The sequence below is a fragment of the Formivibrio citricus genome, assembly GCF_900115065.1.
GTDB classification, from domain to species: Bacteria; Pseudomonadota; Gammaproteobacteria; order Burkholderiales; family Chitinibacteraceae; genus Formivibrio; species Formivibrio citricus.
Genome location: NZ_FOVE01000014.1, coordinates 78282 through 99287 on the forward strand (window position 1 = coordinate 78282; position 21006 = coordinate 99287).

Below are 21006 nucleotides of genomic sequence, written 5' to 3' on the forward strand. Positions count from 1 at the left end.
GCCCATGACCCAACCGGTTGTTTTTGTTTCCGACAAAAAGCCTGCCATTGCCAAGTGGTTCTTTCGAATCGCCATGATCCTGCTGCTTCTGTTGTTGTTGATCGGCGCGGGACTGTATCTGCTGGTAGCACCAGCGGGAACGGTGGATCGCTTCGTGTATGCCGTCAAAGGCAAAGCGGGCATGGAACTCGTCTTGCCCGAGTGCCGCAGCAAGATCGTGGCCTCAGAAATCTATGCTTCTTTCGGATCAGGACTGGAGCTGGTCAATCGTTATTCCCCGGTGAGCCTCATCGAATTGCGGCGCGCCAGAGAAATCGCCTATGACCCGATCAGGCAAATCCGTCGCTGCGCGGGCGAATACCAATCGGTCGGCGGCAAAGGGAGCTTCGAATATACGGTGCAATGGTACGACCCCAAGTCGCCAGCCATCGATGATCTGGTAGTCAGGATCGACCGCAACAAAATCGGCGCGCCGGAATTGTTGAAGTTGCTGTCCGATGAACCTTCCCCAACACAGCCAAGGAGATATTGAATATGCCATTCTGTGTCAAATGCGGTTCCAGTCATGAAGCTGCGGCTTCCTTTTGCGGCAACTGCGGACAGGCTTTGACCGCCGCCGCGCCTGTGAGTCCGCAGGTCGTTCCTGCCCCCGCACCGGTCGTTCCCCCATCTGCGCAAACTGAAACAAATCGGGCACTGGAGTTGGCCCCTCTCTCCAAACGGATACTGGGCGGCATCATCGACCACTTGATGATCTATGTCTGTGGCATGGTGCTTTCGGTGATGACCCTCGGCATGGGGATGGTACTGACCTTGCCGCTGTTTATTGCTTATGAAGTCTTCTTCATGAGCAACAAGGACTACCGGGGCACCCTCGGCATGAAAGCCATGGGACTGGAGGTTTGCGATCTCCAGGGTAACCGCTTGCCCCCGGAAAAAGCCCTGATCCGCTCGCTGATGTCGATTGCCTCGGGGCTGTTCCTCTTTGCCGGCTATTTTTTTGCGTTCTTCAACGAGAAGCAGCAAACCCTGCATGACCTGGTGGCCGGCACGGTGGTCATTAACCGGAAAGACTGAGTGGCGGAAGCAGGCCGGGGAGGGGCGGTAGCGCGCGGCCGCCCCGGTTGGCTTCGACTACGCCGTGAGGTGTTCAGCCGGATGGGGCTTATCAATGTGCTGTTGAGAAAGATATTTCTACGCGATTAATAGACAAAGGAAAACAAAATGGCGTTTTGCTCTAAATGCGGTACCAAATTGGATGATGGATCCCAGTTTTGTGGTCAGTGCGGTTCTTCTATGGCGGGCACGCCTTCCGTCGCCCCCATTAAACCGCCCGAGGCTACTGCCAGTCAGGATGCCAGCAAGTCACGAGAAGCGGCCGAACGTGCGGAAAAAGCCAAGTATGTCGTGGATGCTGCCGTGGATGTAGCGGGATCTGCCGCGTCCGCTGCTGCATCTGCTGCGGCTTCCGGCGCCGCCATTGTTGGCGAAATCGGAACACGGGCAATCAAGGGGGTGAATGAAGCCGACCCCGCGACCAAGAAAAAAATCGTTGGTGGTTTGGTTTTGGGCTTGCTGGTATTGGCGGTTGGGTTCGGAGCAAAAATTCTATTTTTTTCGGCGGGCCCAGAGGCGACGATTAAATCGTTTTACGCATCTCTTGCTAATGGTGATTTGAAAGGTGTCCTGAGTCGTTCGGTTGATTATGCTGGGCACGATATTTCAATGCAGGATGAGAAAAAACTCCAGATTGTTATTGGGCAGGCCGCAGCCGAGATCAAAATGAAAGGCGGAATTAAAGACCTCAAAGCGACATGTTCGGGGGGGGATGATGCGAAAAATTGCATAACAATCATTACTTATGGGAATGGTCGTTCAGAGAAGCAAAACACTGAAGTCAGAAAAATCAACGGCGCATGGAAGGTCAAGTAAAACGGCTGAGTGTTAAAGCAGGCGCAGCGGCCTTGATGGCCTGCGCCTGTTTTTTGCTGTATTCCGTTTGGACTTCCCGTGACGATCCTTCTGCGGAGGGTGCTCTATACCAGGCAATTCAACAGAATAGTCTGCCCAATGGCGCCTTGATCTTCAGGCGTGGCAAAGGCACAGAGGCGGGTGCTGTCGTCATTGCTGAACGAAACGGCTTATGGAGCCACGTTGGGCTTATCGCTTCAGGCCCCCATGGGGTGACCGTCATCCATGCCGTTCCCGCCGAGGAAGAGGGCAAACCCGATGTGGTAAAAGAAGACAGCCTTGAATACTTTCTGGCGAAAGAGCGAGCGACCAATGCAGCAGTGATGCGGGTCAAAGGCGTCGGAGAAAAGGAAGCTGAAACGGTAGTAAAAGCAGCAAGACGCATGATTGGCATGCCGTTCGGGATTCACCCGGATGCCGCCGATGCCAAGGGTGAAATTTACTGTACAACACTCGTCGAAACCGCCTGGAAAACCGCGGGCATTGCGCTGACCAACCAGCGCGACATCATCAATATGCCCTTCGTGGGCGGGGCGTATTTACTCCCTGATACACTGGCCGCATCGGAGCTGCTCGTTCCCGTTTCCAGTAAACACACCATGGAATGAACCAAAATCATGTTGCCCATACCGTGGCATGACAAGCTTCTTGAACAGGGCCAAGCTTCTCATGCTGGGTTGAGAAGCCAAAGGCATGACGATCCTGGATTTTAAATAAACCCGAAAAAACACGAGCCACTGTCAACCCACAAACCACAGCAGCGTTAAGCAAACATCGGCGCAACCCGATGCCGGGAAATGACCGGCTTATTCCATACTCCTCCCAGACTGTGCCGCCTTTGGGCGGCATTTTTTTGGACAATGATCCGACTGCTATTTTTATGAGCCGCAGGATCAATTGCCATCCCAGTGACTGGCAGTCATGCGAACCAGTGTGGCATTGCCGGCGCGTAGATCAAACAGGCGAGGGACGCGCCAGGAATTGGCTTCGTCTTGATCCTCACGGGCGTTAGAATTCAGAAGCTTCAGCATTCCCTCAGCGCCACCCACTACTTAGTTTACGCAAAATTCAGCACAGGCCCTTCACGGACTCAGTTTGGATTGAAGAATTTTCTGTACAGAATTTACCCCTGACGGGGGTACATCAATCATTTGGTGCACCTGGGTTTTGATTTGTTGACTATCCATCCCCGCGCCGAGGGATGCCTCCATCACTGCGTCATAAGCGCTGTACACATCAAGTACTGTAATTTCGTAGCCGTAGCCTCTGGCCATCCACCCCAGCGCCGAGAGGCCAGTGGCGATCGCGAACTCTGGACGTTTGATAGCGAAGTCCCTGGCTGCACGGATTAGTGTTCGCGGATCGGTTGGGCTTCGCCTGGCTAACTCGATGGCCACATCAAACAGCCCGGCATCTTTGGCAGCAGCGAACCACTTTCCTTCTGCTCCCGGCGTGCTGGCGGCAAGGTCGCGCAAGATTTTCGTGGGTGCTTTGTGCGGATATTTCTTGGCGATGGCACGAAAAGTGGCCAGATTGGTCGTGCCCTGGTTGGCCGCGATGGCATAGCGTTGATACGCTTCGTCGGCAAGGCCGGACGAGAGCAAGATCTCCTCGCAGATTTCCGAGATTTGCCAATCAGATTGAGTGAGTCCTCGGCTAGCTTCGGCATATCTGATGGCTTCGGCCTTCTTGCCGAGTGCCGTCAGCGCTTTCACCCCCCACCGCCGGTCATGCCATAACGGGTGTGGCGCCAACTCGAGCAGCGCGAGTAACTGTTCATACTGGCCTGCAGCCAGCATCGCCGACAGGCAGGCGGCCGTGCCGTTGTAATACCCATGACCGTTGGAATGCGGGCGCCATGCGTATTCCACCATCGGCTTGAATTCCTCAATCCAGCGTTTCGCAACATTGGGATCTGCGCACATGTCGCCCCAATGGTCTGCCAGGCTTTCGATGTAACTGATGCCGTCATCCTGGATGGCTTGCCACAGGCGCACCAGCCACCGATTGCGTACCTTCGCATCAACCTTTGCTTTGGCGATGATGGGGACCAGTGTTTCAATGGCGCGATGGACCGCAGTGCTGATGGCCCCGGATGAGCTATCAACCTGCTCAATGGCTGGAGTCAGTTTTTCCAGGAATACCACGGCACCTTCGGCGGCAAGTTCAGGGTCCTTGCGCACCACTTGTTTGATTTCTGAAACAGCTTCCTTAATGCGCTGGATCGGGGTGTCAGATTTCCAGCCAAATGCGTTACGACGGAATCGAGGTGCAAATTGCCACTTATGAACTGTCACTGGTTTCGCTCCTGGGTTCCGCATTTTAAACGAGCAAGTGGCTTGTATAACAAAATGCGATAACGAGTAGTGGAAAAGTGTACTAGGTACTTTGTGCACCTTGCCCCAGAGTTCATCTATCAAATTTTCAATGGTTGAATAATTCGCGGCCTGTCGTACTAGCAACATATGATCAGGTACAGTAACTCTATGAATTGGCGCGCGAACTCAACCGGCTGGCGGCGAAGTTAAAATTTGTAATAACTACGTTGACAGAGTTACGCGGCACATCTGACGGAGTAAGTGACTATGCGTATCAGGACGAAAATCTGGGTAATGGCTTTGACGTCATTGCTTGGGCTTCTTGTGCTCTCATTTTCCGGACTGTATTCGCTGCGGCAAAACATTCTGGAAGAGCGCAAAACGCAGATTTTTCAATTTCTGGATTTTGCTGAAGCACTGACTAAGCATTATCAAAGCCTGGAGGTAAGCGGCAAGCTGTCGCGGGCAGAAGCTCAGGCGCGAGCCAAGGAGGCTCTGGCGGCGCAGCAACGAGGTTCTGATTACTATTTTGTCCGCTCGCTAAAAGACGATATTTTACTTGTCATTCCCATTGCCGACCGAGTTGGCAAGGTTCGTGATGGTGGAAAAATGCCGGACGGTCGAACCTTGGTCGAGACCTACAAGGATGCGCTCAACAAGAGCATGGGCGCTAAGACCATTGTGCGGACTGAAGTTGCCAGGCCGGATAAAGAAGATAAAAACAGGCTCTATCCAAAACTTAACGGCATCGTTAAATATGAACCTTGGGACTGGATGATTGGCATTGGCTTCTTTGTAGACGATATCGAGGCGCTGTTCTGGTCCCGGGCCATGGTTTTGCTGCTTATTGGCGCTTTTATGGTCATTGTTTTTATGGTTTGGACCTATGTCATGTCCAACCGCATTGCAAAGCCGATTGTGGAGGTGGTTGGCGTCCTCAATGAGATGGCAAAAGGTGACTTCACTCGCAAAATTAATCCGACGTATACGAAAAAAAACGACGAAATCGGTATGCTTGCCGTGGGGATCAATCAATTCATCGAAAAAACATCGGAAATGCTTTCCGGTGTCGTTTCTGCTGCCAATCAGGTGGCAAGTGGCTCTCGCCAGATAGCCGAGACGGCGGCATCGCTCTCGCAAGGATCAATGCAGCAAGCCGCAAACGTGGAAGAGGTGTCAGCCACGGTCGAAGAAATGGCCGGAGCTACCCAGCAAAACGCAACCAATTCTGAGCAAACGGAAGCGATCAGCCAGAAAGCTGCACAGGATGCCGAAGAAGGTGGTCGAGCGGTAAGGCAAACGGTTGTTGCGATGCAAGAAATTGCTGACAAGATCGGAGTTGTCGAGGAAATTGCGCGAAAAACCAATCTGTTGGCGCTCAATGCCGCGATTGAGGCGGCTCGGGCTGGAGAGGCCGGAAAGGGGTTTGCCGTCGTGGCTTCGGAAGTGCGCAAGCTTGCTGAGCATAGCCAGAAGGTCGCCGGTGAAATATCTGCGCTGTCGGTGTCTTCCGTATCTGTGGCGGAAAAAGCAGGTAGCCTCTTGTGTCAGATTGTGCCTGGCATCCAAAAAACCTCGGTTCTCGTGCAGGGAATATCTTTTTCTTGTCGCGAGCAGGCGAGTGGGGTCGAGCAGGTTTCTTCTGCAGTCAGTCAGCTTACGATGGTTATTCAGCAGAATGCCGCCTCAAGTGAGGAATTGGCTTCGATGTCGGATCAGCTCTCATCGCAAGCAGCGTGGCTAAAGGAGTCGGTAGCGCCGTTCCGTGTGCCCCGTGGCCCGTGAGGCAATTACTGGTGACCTGTAGAGGATTCGGCCTATTCTGACTAACCCCGCGTGCAATATCGCGACCGCCTTGATCCGAATGCAGGATCGAACCCGCTTCCTATGGTTTCTGCTTCGCTACTTGTCATAAAGCTTGGCTGACTAGCGCCTTTATCATGTGCGATCTCATGGAAAAAGCACACGACTTCGTTGGTTACACAGTTTTAGTGCCAGAAAGGTGCCGCTGACTTAGGCCACGCGCAGTCAGATGGCGCACCAGCTCTCGACGGGCTGGCGCGGTCACCACTTTTTTTGCAGGGCTTCCTTGGTGATTTCGTTTTCGAGCATCGCCTCGGCCAGCATACGCTTGAGGCGGGCATTCTCGGCTGCCAGTTCCTTGAGCCGCCGGGCTTCAGAAACTGTCATGCCGCCAAACTTGTTGCGCCAGAGGTAATCACTGGCCTCGGAGAAGCCGTGCCGACGGCACAACTCCTTTACCGGAATGCCGGCATCGGCCTCCCGCAGAAAGCCGATGATCTGTTCTTCCGTGTAGCGCTTCTTCATGTCCAATCTCCTTCAGTGATGGGATTGGACTCTAATTCCTTGCGCTACTCAATCTTGGGTGGACGTCGCCTTCTTTCCTGGCCTTTCTAAGAAACACACAACTTTCGGTTGCAGGGTATGCCATATTTCGGCTATGCGACGATGTAATTGCTTGTTTTTTATGGTTTTTTGTGGCAGACGGGGGTGTGTGGCTAAGATATGCAAAAACGTTATATCAAGTAGATCATGTGCCTACTATGCATATTTGATAGGGGCCATAAAATGGTTAAATCAAAAAGAATTTTTTAATGGCTATTAAGTTGTGTTGGATGTCCTCCAGTGTTGAGCGATAGCCAATTATCGTTGAGCCCCATGAAATTTTGTCTTGGAAGAACATTAAAAAGGAAACACTATGAATATTTCAAATAAAACAGCCCTAGTTGTAAGTGCGCACTCCGCGGATTTTGTCTGGCGCGCGGGCGGCGCGATCGCAAAACATGTTAAAGAAGGTTGGAAGGTAAAGATTGTTTGCCTTTCCTTTGGCGAGCGAGGGGAGTCCGCCAAGCTGTGGCGCCAGCCGAATATGGAGTTGGGTAAAGTAAAGGAAGTGCGCAAAGCGGAGGCTCAGCAGGCTGCGGATATCCTAGGTGGTGAAGTAGAATTTTGGGATATTGGTGACTATCCGATGCGAGTAAACGACGAGATTATGTTCCGTATGGTGGATCTCTATCGCACGTTACAACCTTCTTTTGTGCTTAGCCACTCAGTCAAGGATCCATATAACTTCGATCATCCACTGGCAATGCATTTGACGCTAGAGGCACGCGTAACCGCGCAAGCTGAAGGTCATAATCCAGGGCAAAAAATTCTTGGGGCTCCTCCTGTGTTTGCCTTTGAACCGCATCAAACTGAACAGTGTGAATGGCAACCGAATACCTTTTTGGACATCACCGATGTTTGGGACATCAAGCGTCGCGCGATCGAGTGTATGCAGGGGCAGGAGCATCTGTGGCATTACTACACACGAGTGGCTCAGCAGCGAGGCGTTCAGGCGAAGCGTAACATTGGCATCACGGCAACCCGTAACATTGAATACGCGGAAGGCTTTATGCGTTTGACGCCATCAGTTGTCGAGTCGCTTTGAATAATGAAGTAACTTGAATCGATAATGTTGGAGCGTGTAGTTGGTAACGCCCAATAGACTCTACGTCGGCTGCGGTGTGGAAGTTTCAACTTGATCTGACAGTTCCCCGTTTTGACGGTGCAGGACTGTCAGATCAAATCAGGCAGTCGATTCCCGGGCAAAGTACACCGTCGCTTTTTTAGAATGTCCCGTTCCAAACGGGCTCCCGCCATTTATTTGCACAATTGCAGAACTTCCGCAGGCAAAGACTCTACCTACGGTAGGTCTGTAGTAGAAACAAATCTTGTGCCTTCGCGGAATTGTGTGACCCGGTAGGCCAATATACCCTGATTCATATTCAGCCAAGTTGTGGCCTCGGCCTTCATTCTTCGCTCATGTACCAGCTTGGCCGCTCCCGCCAGATATTTCGAGAGTATAGCTCTATGTAATTCACACCCCTCCTGTTGGGTAATGGTTTGCCAAACAGACTGTCTACGCTTTTCGGGTCGCCATCTATTCTGCTTTTTGCTTCGGTCAGATAGACGGTCCAAGACGTCCGAATCTGTAAGGCGTGGCGTATAACAAATTGTGATAGCTAGTAGTGTGCAGGCCTACTAGGCGCTTTGCATCGCTCGCTCCAGAATGAGTACATAAAATTTATTTAATGGATGGAGAGGTCAATGCAAACACCGATTCCTTGCATGTTCATGCGCGGAGGCACATCTCGCGGCCCGTTTTTTGCTGCACGAAATCTACCCAAAGACATTGCTACGCGTGATCGTGTACTGCTGGCGGTTATGGGATCTCCAGATTCACGCCAGATTGATGGTTTGGGAGGCGCACATCCGTTGACAAGCAAGGTCGGTATCGTCAGTCCGGGCTCCAAGCCAGGCGTCGATCTTGATTTCCTTTTTGCGCAATTGCAACCGGATAAAGATACCGTTGATACCACTCCAAATTGCGGAAACATGCTTGCCGCCGTGGTGCCTTTTGCACTTGAGGCAGGGCTTGTAGCCCCGCAGGGCGACACGACAACGCTACGTGTGCTGACGCTGAATACCGATATGCAGTGTGATATTACTGTGCAGACACCGGGTGGGCAGGTCAGTTATGAGGGCGATGCACGCATCGATGGCGCACCAGGTACGTCTGCGCCGATAACCATCAATTTTCTGGATACGGCGGGCTCCGTGTGTTCTGGGCTGCTGCCCACAGGTAGTGTATTGGATGTGATCGATGAAATTGAAGTGACGTGCATCGATAACGGTATGCCGCTGGTGATGTTTCGGGCTGTTGATGTTGGCTGTACTGGTTACGAAACCGTTGCAGAGTTGAATGGCAATATTCAACTCAAAGAGCGCATTGAGCAGCTACGTCTGAAGGCCGGTATAGCGATGGGCTTGGGAGATGTCAGCAAAAAGTCCTACCCCAAAATGTGCCTAGTAGCTCCCCCCAAAGAGGGCGGCAGCATTAGCACTCGGTGCTTTATTCCTCACGTATGCCATGACGCTATTGGCGTACTTGCCGCAGTGACGGTGGGTACTGCATGCGTTTTGGATGGTTCAGTTACACAAGGTATTGCTGTCGTGCCTGAAGGCAATGTCAAGGCGATATCGGTCGAGCATCCCACCGGCGAATTTTCTGTCGAACTCGAAATAGATCAAGTTGATCCGCAAAAAGTTAATCGTGCAGCCCTGCTTCGTACGGCGCGCTTAATTATGCGCGGCGAAGTCATGATTCCCTCAGTCATCTGGAATAAAGGAGATAACACATGATTATTGATATTCAGATCTACGAAGGTAACGCCAGAAAAGTATATCCGCGACTTGATGCGGCGCTCAAAGCTAAAGGACTGTGATCATGAGTATGAACAATTTGGGAATTGTAAAACGCAACATTGTGCGAGCAGACAAAGCTGCTGTTGAGAAACTTTCCCGCTTCGGTGTGGCCACCATTCACGAAGCGATGGGTCGTGTCGGGCTGATGAAGCCATACATGCGCCCGATCTACCCAGGCGCAAAGGTATGCGGTACCGCCGTGACTATCCTGCTGCAACCCGGTGACAACTGGATGATGCATGTCGCAGCAGAGCAATTGCAGCCAGGTGATGTCGCTGTCGCAGCCTGTACGACTGACAACGCAGATGGTTTCTTCGGGGATTTGCTTGCTACATCTTTCCGTGCGCGAGGTGCTAAAGGCTTGATTATTGATGGCGGCGTGCGTGATGTGAATGATCTGACAGAAATGTCTTTCCCGGTTTTTTCCCGTGCGATCCATGCGAAAGGAACTATCAAGGCCACGCTGGGTTCGGTCAATGTTCCCGTGGTTTGTGCTGGTGCCACGGTCAATCCGGGTGACGTGGTAATTGCCGATATCGACGGCGTGGTTGTTATTCCTGCCGCAATCGCGCAACAGGTGGCCGATGCAGCAGAGAAGCGTGAGAGCTTGGAAGGCGAAAAACGCGCCAAGTTTGCGGCTGGTGAGCTTGGACTCGATATTTACAAGATGCGAGAGCCGCTGGAAAAAGCTGGGCTCAAGTACATCGACTAGCCAATTGTAATTTGGTCAATTTTGGCAATTGGCCGTTACCCAAACTGCAGAGGATACCAATGGAATTCCAAAAAACCCCGGGTTGGCTCGACTGGTACGCCAACCCCTCTCGTCCCCAATTCAAGCTCCCCTTGGGCGCTGTAGATGCCCATTGCCACGTATTCGGCCCTGGAGCGCAGTTTCCTTATGCGCCTGAGCGCAAATATACCCCCTGCGATGCATCGAAGGAGCAGCTCTTCGCTTTGCGTGACAAGCTGGGTTTCGAGCGAAATGTCATTGTTCAAGCAACATGTCACGGCGCCGACAATAGTGCGCTTGTAGATGCACTCAAATACTCGAACGGAAAGGCTCGCGGTGTTGTAACCGTTCGGCGTAGCGTTTCGGACAAGGAGCTACTGGAGTTGCACGAAGCCGGGGTTCGCGGTGTTCGTTTTAACTTCGTCAAGCGGCTGGTCGATTTTACTCCCAAGGAAGAGTTGATGGAGATTGCCAATCGCATAGCTCCCTTGGGTTGGCATGTGGTTATTTATTTTGAGGCAGTCGATCTTCCTGAATTGTGGGATTTCTTTACCGAGCTTCCAACCACGGTTGTTGTCGATCATATGGGACGACCCGATGTAACCAAGCCGGTAGATGGCCCTGAGTTCGAGCTTTTTATAAAACTGATGCGGGAACACTCAAATATCTGGTCAAAAGTTAGTTGTCCGGAGCGTTTGAGTGTTTCTGGGCCTACTGCGCTTAACGGCGAACAAAATGCGTATCGCGATGTGGTGCCATTTGCTCGACGTCTGGTTGAGCTCTTTCCTGATCGTGTTTTATGGGGAACGGACTGGCCGCATCCCAACCTCAAAAATCATATGCCAGACGATGGTCTTTTGGTTGATTTTATTCCGCATATAGCGCCAACCGTTGAATTGCAGGAGAAGTTGTTGGTTGGGAATCCAATGCAATTGTATTGGCCCGAAGAGGTTTGAATATAATTCGTGTTGTCAATCATAATAAGTGTAAAAAGGAGTGAGAGAAAATGGCGTTGGAAATTGTCTTGTCACAGGAAAGTGACAAAAATGAATCAATCAAACGAGAGGGGCCAGCCATGAGCAAAAAAGTTTGGTACAAGCAGTTGTGGTTCTATGTTGTCTTGGCAATGTTTGCTGGAGTGGCCCTTGGGCACTGGTTTCCAAATATTGGTGTGTTAATGCAGCCTTTTGGCAATGGCTTTATTAAAGCTATTAAAATGCTCATTGCACCAATTATATTTTCCACTGTAGTGCTCGGCATTGCAGGCATGGGGGATATGACCAAGGTTGGGCGAGTTGCAGTTAAAGCGCTTATATATTTCGAAGTAATGACGACGATCGCTCTTATTATTGGAGTGATAGCGGTCAACTACTGGCAGCCTGGCGTTGGAATGAATGTTGACATTTCAACTGTAGATACCTCCTCAGTGAGCCAGTATGTTGCCAAGGCTAAAACTCAAGGCACTGTGCAGTTTCTAATGGATCTGATTCCTAACACATTTGTTGGGGCTTTTAGCGAAGGAAATGTACTCCAAGTCCTTACCTTGTCTGTTTTGGTTGGTTTTTCATTGAGTGCCTTGGGCGATTATGGTAAGCCGCTGATTAATTTTGTTGAAATGCTGGCAAAAACGCTGTTTGCAGCTGTCAATTTTGTCATGTGGGCTGCGCCGATTGGAGCTTTTGGAGCCATCGCCTTTACCGTTGGCAAGTATGGCGTTGGCTCTCTTGCGACTCTTGGCAAATTTTTGGGGTATTTCTACATCGTATGTGTATTTTTTGTAGTAGTTGTCTTGGGGGCAGTTGCAAAATATACCGGATATAGCATTTTTAAATTGATTAAATATTTCCGAGAAGAGGTCGTAATTTGTTTGGCAACAACGTCGTCTGAGGTTGTGTTGCCACGCATGTTGGAGAAATTGGAAAAACTTGGGTGCAAGAAGAGTGTTGTTGGCCTAGTTATTCCAACCGGCTATTCATTTAACCTTGATGGTACGTGTCTCTATCTAGCATTTGCTGCCATATTCCTTGCGCAAGCAACCAATACCCCTCTCGATGTGATGCAACAAATTGGTCTTTTGTTGGTGTTGCTCTTGACGTCGAAAGGTGCCGCCGGAGTTTCTGGCGCGGCATTCGTAGTATTGGCCGCGACATTGTCAACGGTAGGCTCAATACCCGTAACGAGTGTTGCGCTTATTCTGGGCATTCACCGCCTGATGGCAGAAGGGCTGGTTCCAGTCAATATGATCGGCAACGCTGTTGCAACCATCTTTGTTTCGAAATGGGAGAATGCTCTGGACGATAAGGTGCTTCAAGAAGAACTTAATGCGACTATCAAATAACATTTTGTTGTGCTGGTGAAGTGTATGGCTGTGTGGGTTGAAGAAATATTGAATAATTTAGTGAAAATAATTTTTCAACTCAGTAGCAGATTTTTGCCGAGCCACAGGCACAAAATTGTTTGCGTGTAAGTTATATGTAGAAGGTGTAAATGGTTTATGCCTTCTGCTCTACTAAGTAGCCAAGTTGTATAAATGAGGAATATTTCCATGAAAAAGATTATTGCTATCGCAGTGGCTTCTGCATTTGTCGCGCCTTCTGTTCTGGCCGAAGTGGTTGTATATGGCGTTGCAGCTCCGTCCGTTGAATATTCAAAAATTTCAGACACGACAAGCAGTGATCTGACTCGTGTTCGTTTGGTAGACAACTTGTCTCGTATTGGCTTCAAAGGTACCGACAAGCTGGATAATGGTTTGAAACTGCTCTGGCAAGTCGAAAACCGAGTTTACATAGGCACAGGAGATCAAAGCCGTGGGTTCAATACTCGCGACACTTTTGTAGGTGTTGAAGGCAACTTTGGCCGTGTCGTTGTTGGAACCGCAATGTTTGATTTGCCGTTCCAGGCGCGCTTTGATTACCTGCGAGGCTTGATTAACTACAACGAAACCATCAATGGCGTACAGGGAAGTATCAACCAAAGTCAAGCTCGCCTGAGCAATCTGGCTCAGTACACATCTCCCGTGTTCTTGGGGGGCGCACAAGTTAATGCCCTGTACGACTTTGGTGCCAAGACTACTGCGGGTAATTATCAAGGCTACCAAGCGACTGCCACCTACAAATTCAGCATGCTGAAGGTTGGTGCAACCTACAAGCAAAATAATGACACCAACACTGTTGGTCAGCAGACGGGAGCGCTGGTTAATAGCACAGTCACCCCAACCGCAGAAGCCTTCCTGAAAAACTACCTCGTTGGCGCTACGCTAACGCCGGTTAATGGGCTGGACGTTTCTGTAATGTGGGATCGCAAGAAAACCAAGGCAAGTACCGCAGCCGCTGAAATTCGGCAAGATGCATGGGCAATTGGTGCTAACTATGCGACTGGAAAACATGGTTTCGGTGTGCATTATGGCAAGATCGGCAACCAGAAGAACATGAGTACAGGACTTACCTCTGACGATACCGGTGCGTATCTTGTGGCAGGGCAATACAAGTATGCACTGAGCAAGCAGACCTATATGCATGCATCGGTTGGTTATACCAAGAATGATATAAATGCATCATATAGCATGGGAACCACTTATGTTACAGGTGGCTCAGTTAGCCCTGCAGCTGTGCCTGGTATGAAAGTTACGACCATTGCTGCTGGCGTAACAACCAGCTTCTAATTCACATACCTCCTTCAAGGGAACTTTGAAAGGGTGGGCGGCTGAGCAATCCTATATTAGCCAGAGGATTTTTATTTTCGGTGAAAATCCTACCCACCTTTCTTTTTACTTGCTTCTGCCAAACACATATTTTTTTCCTTGTGACATGAGGAGGGTAGAGTGTTGGCTTGTATTTTGTGTTCAAGTATTGCTGACAAATATTGCCATTGTTATAGAAAGTTAAGTTGGCTGCGTATTGTTTGTTGACTTTAAATAAATCCTTTGGATTGGAGGCACTATGATCGGAGTTGCTCTTCGTTACGCCTATGCAATCTAACGGCGACTAAATTTATTTAGCCAGAATCTGATGTTTTGTTGCAATTAACAATTGCTAGATATAATTATATTTGAAGTCGGGGTTTTAGATGAGACTTAAAGCTCGCGTCTCGGCCATTATTTTGGCTACTTTAATTGGCTTGTTAATGCTATCTGGTGTGGCGCTTTATTCCCTGCGGCATTCCATTCTTAACGAACGGGAGTCCCAAATTCGCACTACGCTGGAGCTCGCAGTAAACATGACTGCCCAGTATCAGCAACAGGAACAATTAGGCAAATTAACTCATGAGGAAGCGCAAAATAAGGCTAAAGAAGCCTTGCGCGGGCTTCGTCGCGGTGATGACTATATCTTTGTTCGAACCACCGACAATATCCGTCTTGTTCATCCTAATGCGGAAAGTATTGGTAAAGTAGATTTGGGGGTAAAACTACCCAGTGGGCGCACTTCAGCGCAAGCTTTTGCAGATGCTCTTGCAGTATCCAAGGTGGGATTTGTCAAATCCATGATCGCCAGGCCGGGGCGAACAGAGCCGCAGCCGAAGCTTATTGGTGTTACTTCGTTTAAACCCTGGGGTTGGGTATTTGGTGTCGGTTTTTATGTGGATGATATTGAGACTACGTTTTGGAAGCAGGCCGGTATTTTAGTCATTGTCAATTTAATACTCCTCGGCGTAGTTACGTTTCTTATTGTCAGAATGACCAGCCAGATACTGGGCCAAATTGGCGGTGAGCCACAATACGCAAAAGAATGTATGCAAAAAATTGCAACCGGTGATCTTGGTGTCGATATAAATATAAAAAACGGGGATGGAGAAAGTTTGATGTCCTCCCTAAAGATAATGCAGATGAAGTTAAAAAATATTTCTGTCGCTATTCATGAAAATGCAGACTTACTTGAAGAGCAGGTGCGCGATTTCGATGAAAATGTCAAGACATATTTGAGAACAAAGTCAGATGCTGATTTAGATGTTTTGCAGAGAGGGTTGAAAAAAGTACTTGGTTTTGCTTCTCTGTTTAATAGGTCAATTGGCAGAATAAAAGTTTAGATTCTGTATGTTTATTGTTATATATAACGACAATTTTTTCTAAACTGGAGACTGTCATGAGGCTAAAAACTCGGATTTCGATCATTATTTTGGCTACTTTACTTGGCTTGTTGACGCTATCTGGTGTGGCGCTTTATTCCCTGCGGCATTCCATTCTTAACGAGCGGCAGTCCCAAATTCGCACTACGCTGGAGCTCGCAGTAAACATGACTGCCCAGTATCAGCAACAGGAACAATTAGGCAAATTAACTCATGAAGAAGCGCAAAATAAGGCTAAAGAAGCCTTGCGCGGGCTTCGTCGCGGTGATGACTATATCTTTGTTCGAACCACCGACAACATCCGTCTTGTTCATCCTAATGCGGAAAGTATTGGTAAAGTAGATTTGGGGGTGAAACTACCCAGTGGGCGCACTTCAGCACAAGCTTTTGCAGATGCTCTTGCAATATCCAAGGTGGGATTTGTCAAATCCATGATCGCCAGGCCGGGTCAAACAGAACCGCAGCCGAAGCTTATTGGTGTTACTTCGTTTAAACCATGGGGTTGGGTATTTGGTGTCGGTTTTTATGTGGATGATATTGAGACTACGTTTTGGAAGCAGGCAGGTATTTTAGTCATTGTCAATTTAATACTCCTCGGCGTAGTTACGTTTCTTATTGTCAGAATGACCCGCCAGATACTGAGCCAAATTGGCGGCGAACCGCAATACGCCGCTGAAATCGCCCAGGGCATTGCCAACGGCGACCTCTCGCGCAGCATTGACGCCCACGGCAAGGCCGACAGCCTGCTCGGCTCCATGCGCGTCATGCAGCAAGGGCTGCATGACATCGTCGCCCGCTTCAACCAGGCCTCCACCACGCTCGCCACCGCCTCGCAGCAACTGACCGAAGAAACCGAACAGATCAGCCGCGGCAGCCAGCAGACCTCCGAAGCCACCGCCGCCACCGCCGCCGCAGTGGAACAGATGACCGTCAGCATCAGCCACATCTCCTCCAGCGCCCGGGAAACCGAAAGCAACTCCCGGCAAGCCGCCGAACTCGCCACCCACGGCGAACAGCTTGCCAAGGATGCTGCCGAAGAAATCCGCCGCATCTCCAGCGACATCAGTGCCGCCTCCGACCTCATCCGAGGTTTGGTCGACCGCTCGCGCGAAATCGACGGCATGAGCGCCGTCATCAAGGAAATCGCCGACCAGACCAACCTGCTCGCGCTCAACGCCGCCATCGAAGCCGCCCGCGCTGGCGAACAGGGACGAGGCTTCGCTGTCGTCGCCGACGAAGTACGCAAACTCGCCGAACGCACCGGCGGTGCCACCCAGGACATCACCCGCACCATCCGCGCCGTGCAGAGCGACACCGACGTCGCCGCCGCGCGCATGGAAGGTGTACGCGACCAGGTCACCCTCGGCGTCGAACTCGCCGAAAAGGCCGCCCAAGCGCTGCGTGAAATCAACGACGGCGCCCGCGCCACCCTGGAAAAGACCCGCGAAGTCGCCAATGCCGCCCAGGAACAAAGTCAGGTCAGCAACAACATTGCCGGCAACGTCGAACGCATCGCCCAGATGGTCGAAGAATCCGACGCCGCCGTGCAGGCCGCGCACGATCAGGTGCGGCAACTGGATGAGCTGGCGCGCGAGCTCAACCAAGTAGCTGTGCGATTCAAGTTGTAATCCATGTATGCGAAATGGAAGTGTAGTAGTTGGGTTGTACGCACATGAATAATTTAATACTGCATAGTTTCAGCTTCTCCAATTTTCTGTCGTTCGATGGAGATTGCTCGATGTCGTTCGTGCTGGATGGCAAGAATGCGCATTCATGTGATGGATTTAAATCTTCGGCTAATGACGAGATATGTCTATCACCAATTTCTGTAGTGGCAGGGGAGGATCGAAGCCGTAGTAATTTTATTAAAGCGATCAATTTTTTGGTCGGGCTGTTCAATGGCGGGGAAGAGGATTTACTGTGCGGTCATTTGGGTTGCACCTCGTTCTTGCCACTTGGTTCAGTGCTGAATGGAAATTTTTCGCTTGAGTTTGAGATGAATGGGGTGTTGTATCGATACGTTCTTGAATTAGAAAGAGGGCGGATTGTGTATGAATCGCTTCATCAAAAACGCGCTAAATTGTATAGCTATCTGTTCGTGCGTGAAATTGATCAAGTATGCTTTTTGAACGAAATCAAAATCAAAAACTTTGGAGTAACTGAAAAATGTCTGCGCCATGTCAAAGCCAACTCATCGCTAATCTATGCCGGAGCCATGCAAGGGTCTTTGATCGCGAAAAAAATGGCCAGTAGCTTCCTGTCAATGATGGGAGGAGGTGCGGTGCGCGATCTGCAGGATGTCTTGCCTGGCCAGGTTTTAAAAGCGGCAGACTTTTTTTATAACCATGATTTATTGCGCAAGAAGATGGTGAATTTTCTTGTTCATCAAGGGTTTGATTTGTGTGATGTAAAGATGAAGCGTTCACGTCACATTCCGCGCGATGGGAATCCCATTTTTTACTACGTACCGGAAATTATCCGTTCCTGCACACGCAAGCCAGACGGCTATTCAGTCACACCGATTTGGCTTGAGGATAGAAAATTTATGGCGGTATTCGTGCAGCTATCCGTCTTGCTTCCAGCCCTAGAGGGAGGTGGGGTTGTTTGCATGGATGGCATGGATGCGTTGGTCGATCCTGAAATATTGAATGCCCATCTTGGTATGTTTGCCAATTTTGAATCCAATGTAAACAATGCACAAGTTATTCTTGTAACAAAATCCATAGATGTCCTTGGAGGCGTTCATCCCTGCCAGGCATATATTGCAAGTAGAGTTTATCCCTGAATTTAATTGTTAATTTTGATAAATGTTTTTGATTGTGTTTTCGGTGTTTGTGTTGTTTGGATTGTTGTCTTATCTGGAGATGTAAATGTTTGAAACGCTGTTGCCATTTTTTCAGGCCATGTTAGATCAAACCGGTTTGGTGCACTTCACATTTGGCAATTTTGTAATGTGTGTACTGGGCTGTGTGATGATTTATCTGGCTATTACAAAACACTTTGAACCATTATTACTGATCGGGATTGGTTTTTCCTGCATCGTAGCCAATATCCCGGGGCCGCCCGATGTGCCTGGTGGACCTGCTGTTTCGGCGTTGCTCTACGTGGTCAAGGAAGGCGGCCTGTTCCATTTCGCTTTTGAAGGCGTCGGCAAGCTGATCATTCCGCCGCTGATCTTCCTTGGCGTGGGTGCCATGACCGACTTCGGTCCGATGATTGCCAACCCAAAGTTGGTTCTGCTTGGCGCTGGCGCGCACTTGGGCATTTTTGTTGCACTGATTTTTGCCAAGATGCTCGGTTTTACCATGAACGAAGCAGGCGCCATCGGCATTATTGGCGGCGCGGATGGCCCGATGGCGATCTTTGTGACCATGAAGCTGGCACCCCACCTGCTGGGACCCATCTCGGTTGCGGCTTATTCCTACATGGCCTTGATGCCGCTGATCCAGCCACCGATCATGCGTTTGCTGACCACAAAGGAAGAGCGTCAGATCGGCATGGCCCAATCGCGCAAGGTTAGCAAGCTGGAAAAGATCGCTTTCCCGATTGTAATCGCCATCGTCGTCAACCTGTTCTTCCCGCCGGTTGCCCCGCTTATCACCATGTTGATGCTGGGTAACCTGTTCAAGGAGTGTGGCGTGGTCGATCGTCTGGCCAAGACAGCTGCGGGCGGCCTGATCAACGTCATCATCATGATCCTGACTGTTGCTATCGGTTCCACCATGGCCGCAGACAAGTTCCTGACCGTACAGACCATTCAGATCGTCGTTCTGGGCTTGGTGGCATTTGCCTTCGGCACGGCCTCCGGAGTGGTTACCGCCAAGATCATGAACCTGTTCCTGAAAACCAAAATCAATCCGTTGATCGGCTCCGCAGGGATTGCTTCCGTGCCGATTGCCGCTCGCGTTTCGCACATCGTGGCCGAGCAGGAAAACCCGAACAACCTGCTGATTTACCACGCCATGGGCCCAAACCTCGCTGGCGTATTCGGCACGGCCATCTCGGGCGGAATCTTGCTGGCACTGCTGGGCGCAGCATAAGGCAATGCCCCGGGTTTTTTGCTTGAAATTCAAGTTATCAAATTGAACTGAGCCGGAGCAATCCGGAGGAGAAAATAATCATGCGCAAATTCAAGATCACCGTTGAAAACACTGCTTACAACGTCGTAGTGGAAGAAGTCGATGCAACGGCTGCCGTCCAAGCCAAGCCGGTCGTGGCGGCCACCCCGGCCGCTCCTGTGGCTACAGCCACTCCGGTTGCAGGTGGCGATACCCCGCTCACCTGCCGACTGGGGGGCGTCGTGGATTCGATCGAAGTGACTGTCGGCCAGCATGTCAACGAAGGGGACAAGGTCATGATAGTGGAGGCCATGAAGATGAAGACCTCCATGGTCGCCAACAAGACTGGCAAGGTCACCAGCATTGCCGTCAAGGTCGCGGACAAGGTTGAAACCGGCCAGGTTCTGATGACGATTGCCTGACCTTTGCAGACTGATCGTCAAATCAGCTCTGAACTTGATATGGAGGTAGAGCGAAAGTGAACGCAATTATTCCAGATACCCTTGCGGGGGCGCTGATACTCAGCATCATCGATTTCTTTTTGAGTTTTGTGATCATTGCGGGGATTGGTGTGGTATTGGCGTTTTTTCCGTTGCTGAATCGCTTCGCCAGTGCGGAAGACAAGCACGGCCACAAGCACTCGCACGGAAAAAAGCATGTACATGGTCACGGCCACAGCGCACTGCCGGCCGCGGCTTCTGTCACACCGGCTGGCAACGCTGCAGACCAGCATGTTGCCGCCATTTCGGCTGCGGTTGCTGTAGTTGTTGGCCCGCACAAGATCGTTCAGATCGAACGTGCAAATTAACTAGCTGGAGTTCCCGGGGGAATCCCCGGGATTTCAGGACTCAGTCAAAAACAACAAAAATTTGGAGATTCCTTCCGGGGACTTGGTCATGAGCAGGACAGCAAGCCAGCTCATCCTGTTTCGCATGGGTAATGCGCAGTGCTTGTCACGTGTGCAGTTCGTTCGCCAATGAGAATTTGAACGATGGATAAATTCAATACCGCCACGTTGAGCTACTTGGGCAAGTCGATTGAGTTGCCGATACTCAGGGGGACGATGGGCCCCAAAGCTATCGATATTCACAGCCTGTACAAACACGCAGGGCTCATCACTTATGATCCCGGCCTGATTTCCACAGCCACATGCGCTTCAGAAATTTCTTACATCGACGGCGACAAGGGCGAGCTGTTCTATCACGGCTACCCCATCGAGCAACTGGCCACGCACTGCGATTACCTGGAAACCTGCTACCTGATCAAGAACGGCGAGCTGCCGACTGCGACGCAGTACGACGAATACGTCACCACGGTGAAGCGTCATACCATGGTGCATGAGCAGCTCATGCGCCTGTACCAGGGCTTCCGCCGCGATGCGCATCCGATGGCGATTCTGGTCGGGGTGGTCGGGGCGTTGTCGGCCTATTACCAGGATTCGCTCGACATCACCAATCCGGAACACCGTTTGCTGGCGGCCACGCGCCTGGTGGCCAAGATGCCGACCATCGTGGCGATGGCCTACAAGTACACGGTGGGCCAGCCGTTCATGTATCCGCGCAATGAACTGAATTACGCGGAGAACTTCCTGCACATGATG

At 50.6% G+C, this 21006-nt stretch carries 19 protein-coding genes and 1 pseudogene; 18 read left to right on the forward strand and 2 right to left on the reverse strand.

All coding sequences use genetic code 11. The features are described from left to right. The first annotated feature begins 4 nt into the window (after nucleotides 1-4). The 4 genes from BMZ36_RS10045 (at nucleotide 5) to BMZ36_RS10060 (ending at nucleotide 2579) form a co-directional block, all read left to right on the forward strand. Nucleotides 5-532 (forward strand): hypothetical protein, encoded by a 528-nt coding sequence (locus BMZ36_RS10045; protein ID WP_091195527.1) that lies wholly within the window; start codon nucleotides 5-7, stop codon nucleotides 530-532. Between the two features lie 2 nt (nucleotides 533-534). Further along, complete coding sequence (locus tag BMZ36_RS10050) at nucleotides 535-1077, forward strand: RDD family protein (RefSeq protein WP_091195531.1); 543 nt, start codon at nucleotides 535-537, stop codon at nucleotides 1075-1077. A 147-nt stretch (nucleotides 1078-1224) separates the two neighbouring features. Further along, nucleotides 1225-1932, forward strand: coding sequence for a zinc ribbon domain-containing protein (locus tag BMZ36_RS10055; protein WP_091195595.1), 708 nt, complete (start codon nucleotides 1225-1227; stop codon nucleotides 1930-1932). Next, nucleotides 1917-2579: a YiiX/YebB-like N1pC/P60 family cysteine hydrolase gene (locus BMZ36_RS10060; protein WP_091195534.1), complete on the forward strand. Its 663-nt coding sequence runs from the start codon at nucleotides 1917-1919 to the stop codon at nucleotides 2577-2579. The genes BMZ36_RS10055 and BMZ36_RS10060 overlap by 16 nt, the downstream gene beginning before the upstream one ends. A 474-nt stretch (nucleotides 2580-3053) precedes the next feature. On the opposite strand, the gene BMZ36_RS10065 is transcribed toward BMZ36_RS10060, so the two are convergent. Next, complete coding sequence (locus BMZ36_RS10065; protein ID WP_091195540.1) at nucleotides 3054-4268, reverse strand: hypothetical protein; 1215 nt, start codon at nucleotides 4266-4268, stop codon at nucleotides 3054-3056. 288 nt (nucleotides 4269-4556) lie between these two features. Between BMZ36_RS10065 and BMZ36_RS10070 the strand changes: the two genes are divergently transcribed. Continuing rightward, nucleotides 4557-6074, forward strand: a complete 1518-nt coding sequence (locus BMZ36_RS10070) for a methyl-accepting chemotaxis protein (protein WP_091195549.1) — start codon at nucleotides 4557-4559, stop codon at nucleotides 6072-6074. A 220-nt stretch (nucleotides 6075-6294) separates the two neighbouring features. Here the strand turns inward: BMZ36_RS10070 and BMZ36_RS10075 are convergent. Further along, nucleotides 6295-6617 (reverse strand): annotated as a pseudogene (locus BMZ36_RS10075) (transposase); the annotation flags it as partial. Nucleotides 6618-7008: 391 nt separating this feature from the next. Here BMZ36_RS10075 and BMZ36_RS10080 point away from each other — a divergent pair. The 13 genes from BMZ36_RS10080 to BMZ36_RS10140 all read left to right on the forward strand — a co-directional run. Continuing rightward, entirely contained in the window at nucleotides 7009-7740 is a 732-nt protein-coding gene (locus BMZ36_RS10080) for a PIG-L deacetylase family protein (RefSeq protein ID WP_091195554.1), read from the forward strand. Nucleotides 7741-8399: 659 nt separating this feature from the next. Further along, complete coding sequence (locus BMZ36_RS10085) at nucleotides 8400-9494, forward strand: 4-oxalomesaconate tautomerase (protein WP_091195597.1); 1095 nt, start codon at nucleotides 8400-8402, stop codon at nucleotides 9492-9494. 85 nt (nucleotides 9495-9579) lie between these two features. Continuing rightward, on the forward strand, nucleotides 9580-10269 hold the full coding sequence (gene ligK, locus BMZ36_RS10090) for a 4-carboxy-4-hydroxy-2-oxoadipate aldolase/oxaloacetate decarboxylase (protein ID WP_281242237.1): 690 nt from the start codon (nucleotides 9580-9582) through the stop codon (nucleotides 10267-10269). Nucleotides 10270-10328: 59 nt separating this feature from the next. Next, entirely contained in the window at nucleotides 10329-11243 is a 915-nt protein-coding gene (locus tag BMZ36_RS10095; RefSeq protein WP_091195560.1) for an amidohydrolase family protein, read from the forward strand. A gap of 50 nt (nucleotides 11244-11293) precedes the next feature. Next, on the forward strand, nucleotides 11294-12625 hold the full coding sequence (gene dctA, locus BMZ36_RS10100; protein ID WP_281242239.1) for a C4-dicarboxylate transporter DctA: 1332 nt from the start codon (nucleotides 11294-11296) through the stop codon (nucleotides 12623-12625). 207 nt (nucleotides 12626-12832) lie between these two features. Beyond that, nucleotides 12833-13948 (forward strand): porin, encoded by a 1116-nt coding sequence (locus BMZ36_RS10105; RefSeq protein ID WP_177187849.1) that lies wholly within the window; start codon nucleotides 12833-12835, stop codon nucleotides 13946-13948. Nucleotides 13949-14352: 404 nt separating this feature from the next. Continuing rightward, nucleotides 14353-15309: a cache domain-containing protein gene (locus BMZ36_RS10110; RefSeq protein WP_091195568.1), complete on the forward strand. Its 957-nt coding sequence runs from the start codon at nucleotides 14353-14355 to the stop codon at nucleotides 15307-15309. A gap of 56 nt (nucleotides 15310-15365) precedes the next feature. Then, the gene (locus tag BMZ36_RS10115; RefSeq protein WP_143086028.1) at nucleotides 15366-16976 is read left to right on the forward strand and encodes a methyl-accepting chemotaxis protein; all 1611 of its coding nucleotides are present in this window, start codon (nucleotides 15366-15368) and stop codon (nucleotides 16974-16976) included. Between the two features lie 110 nt (nucleotides 16977-17086). Next, entirely contained in the window at nucleotides 17087-18133 is a 1047-nt protein-coding gene (locus BMZ36_RS10120) for an ATP-binding protein (protein ID WP_143086029.1), read from the forward strand. Between the two features lie 166 nt (nucleotides 18134-18299). Continuing rightward, nucleotides 18300-19388, forward strand: coding sequence for a sodium ion-translocating decarboxylase subunit beta (locus tag BMZ36_RS10125; RefSeq protein WP_281242241.1), 1089 nt, complete (start codon nucleotides 18300-18302; stop codon nucleotides 19386-19388). Nucleotides 19389-19468: 80 nt separating this feature from the next. Further along, a complete protein-coding gene (locus BMZ36_RS10130; protein ID WP_091195582.1) occupies nucleotides 19469-19828 on the forward strand; it encodes a biotin/lipoyl-containing protein in 360 nt (119 codons plus the stop codon). 56 nt (nucleotides 19829-19884) lie between these two features. Continuing rightward, nucleotides 19885-20214: a hypothetical protein gene (locus tag BMZ36_RS14375; RefSeq protein WP_143086030.1), complete on the forward strand. Its 330-nt coding sequence runs from the start codon at nucleotides 19885-19887 to the stop codon at nucleotides 20212-20214. Nucleotides 20215-20397: 183 nt separating this feature from the next. Beyond that, on the forward strand, nucleotides 20398-21006 hold a 609-nt coding region (locus BMZ36_RS10140; RefSeq protein WP_281242240.1), incomplete at its 3' end, for a citrate/2-methylcitrate synthase.

What these genes read in the sequence shown, in the direction of transcription:
- BMZ36_RS10095 (WP_091195560.1), top strand. Translation starts at nt 10,329, where the DNA reads ATGGAATTCCAAAAAACCCCGGGTTGGCTCGACTGGTACGCCAACCCC.
- ligK (WP_281242237.1), top strand. Translation starts at nt 9,580, where the DNA reads ATGAGTATGAACAATTTGGGAATTGTAAAACGCAACATTGTGCGAGCA.
- BMZ36_RS10085 (WP_091195597.1), top strand. Translation starts at nt 8,400, where the DNA reads ATGCAAACACCGATTCCTTGCATGTTCATGCGCGGAGGCACATCTCGC.
- BMZ36_RS10120 (WP_143086029.1), top strand. Translation starts at nt 17,087, where the DNA reads ATGTCGTTCGTGCTGGATGGCAAGAATGCGCATTCATGTGATGGATTT.
- BMZ36_RS10080 (WP_091195554.1), top strand. Translation starts at nt 7,009, where the DNA reads ATGAATATTTCAAATAAAACAGCCCTAGTTGTAAGTGCGCACTCCGCG.
- BMZ36_RS10070 (WP_091195549.1), top strand. Translation starts at nt 4,557, where the DNA reads ATGCGTATCAGGACGAAAATCTGGGTAATGGCTTTGACGTCATTGCTT.
- BMZ36_RS10045 (WP_091195527.1), top strand. Translation starts at nt 5, where the DNA reads ATGACCCAACCGGTTGTTTTTGTTTCCGACAAAAAGCCTGCCATTGCC.
- BMZ36_RS10055 (WP_091195595.1), top strand. Translation starts at nt 1,225, where the DNA reads ATGGCGTTTTGCTCTAAATGCGGTACCAAATTGGATGATGGATCCCAG.
- dctA (WP_281242239.1), top strand. Translation starts at nt 11,294, where the DNA reads ATGGCGTTGGAAATTGTCTTGTCACAGGAAAGTGACAAAAATGAATCA.
- BMZ36_RS10060 (WP_091195534.1), top strand. Translation starts at nt 1,917, where the DNA reads ATGGAAGGTCAAGTAAAACGGCTGAGTGTTAAAGCAGGCGCAGCGGCC.
- BMZ36_RS10115 (WP_143086028.1), top strand. Translation starts at nt 15,366, where the DNA reads ATGAGGCTAAAAACTCGGATTTCGATCATTATTTTGGCTACTTTACTT.
- BMZ36_RS10130 (WP_091195582.1), top strand. Translation starts at nt 19,469, where the DNA reads ATGCGCAAATTCAAGATCACCGTTGAAAACACTGCTTACAACGTCGTA.
- BMZ36_RS10110 (WP_091195568.1), top strand. Translation starts at nt 14,353, where the DNA reads ATGAGACTTAAAGCTCGCGTCTCGGCCATTATTTTGGCTACTTTAATT.
- BMZ36_RS10125 (WP_281242241.1), top strand. Translation starts at nt 18,300, where the DNA reads ATGTGTGTACTGGGCTGTGTGATGATTTATCTGGCTATTACAAAACAC.
- BMZ36_RS10050 (WP_091195531.1), top strand. Translation starts at nt 535, where the DNA reads ATGCCATTCTGTGTCAAATGCGGTTCCAGTCATGAAGCTGCGGCTTCC.
- BMZ36_RS10105 (WP_177187849.1), top strand. Translation starts at nt 12,833, where the DNA reads ATGAAAAAGATTATTGCTATCGCAGTGGCTTCTGCATTTGTCGCGCCT.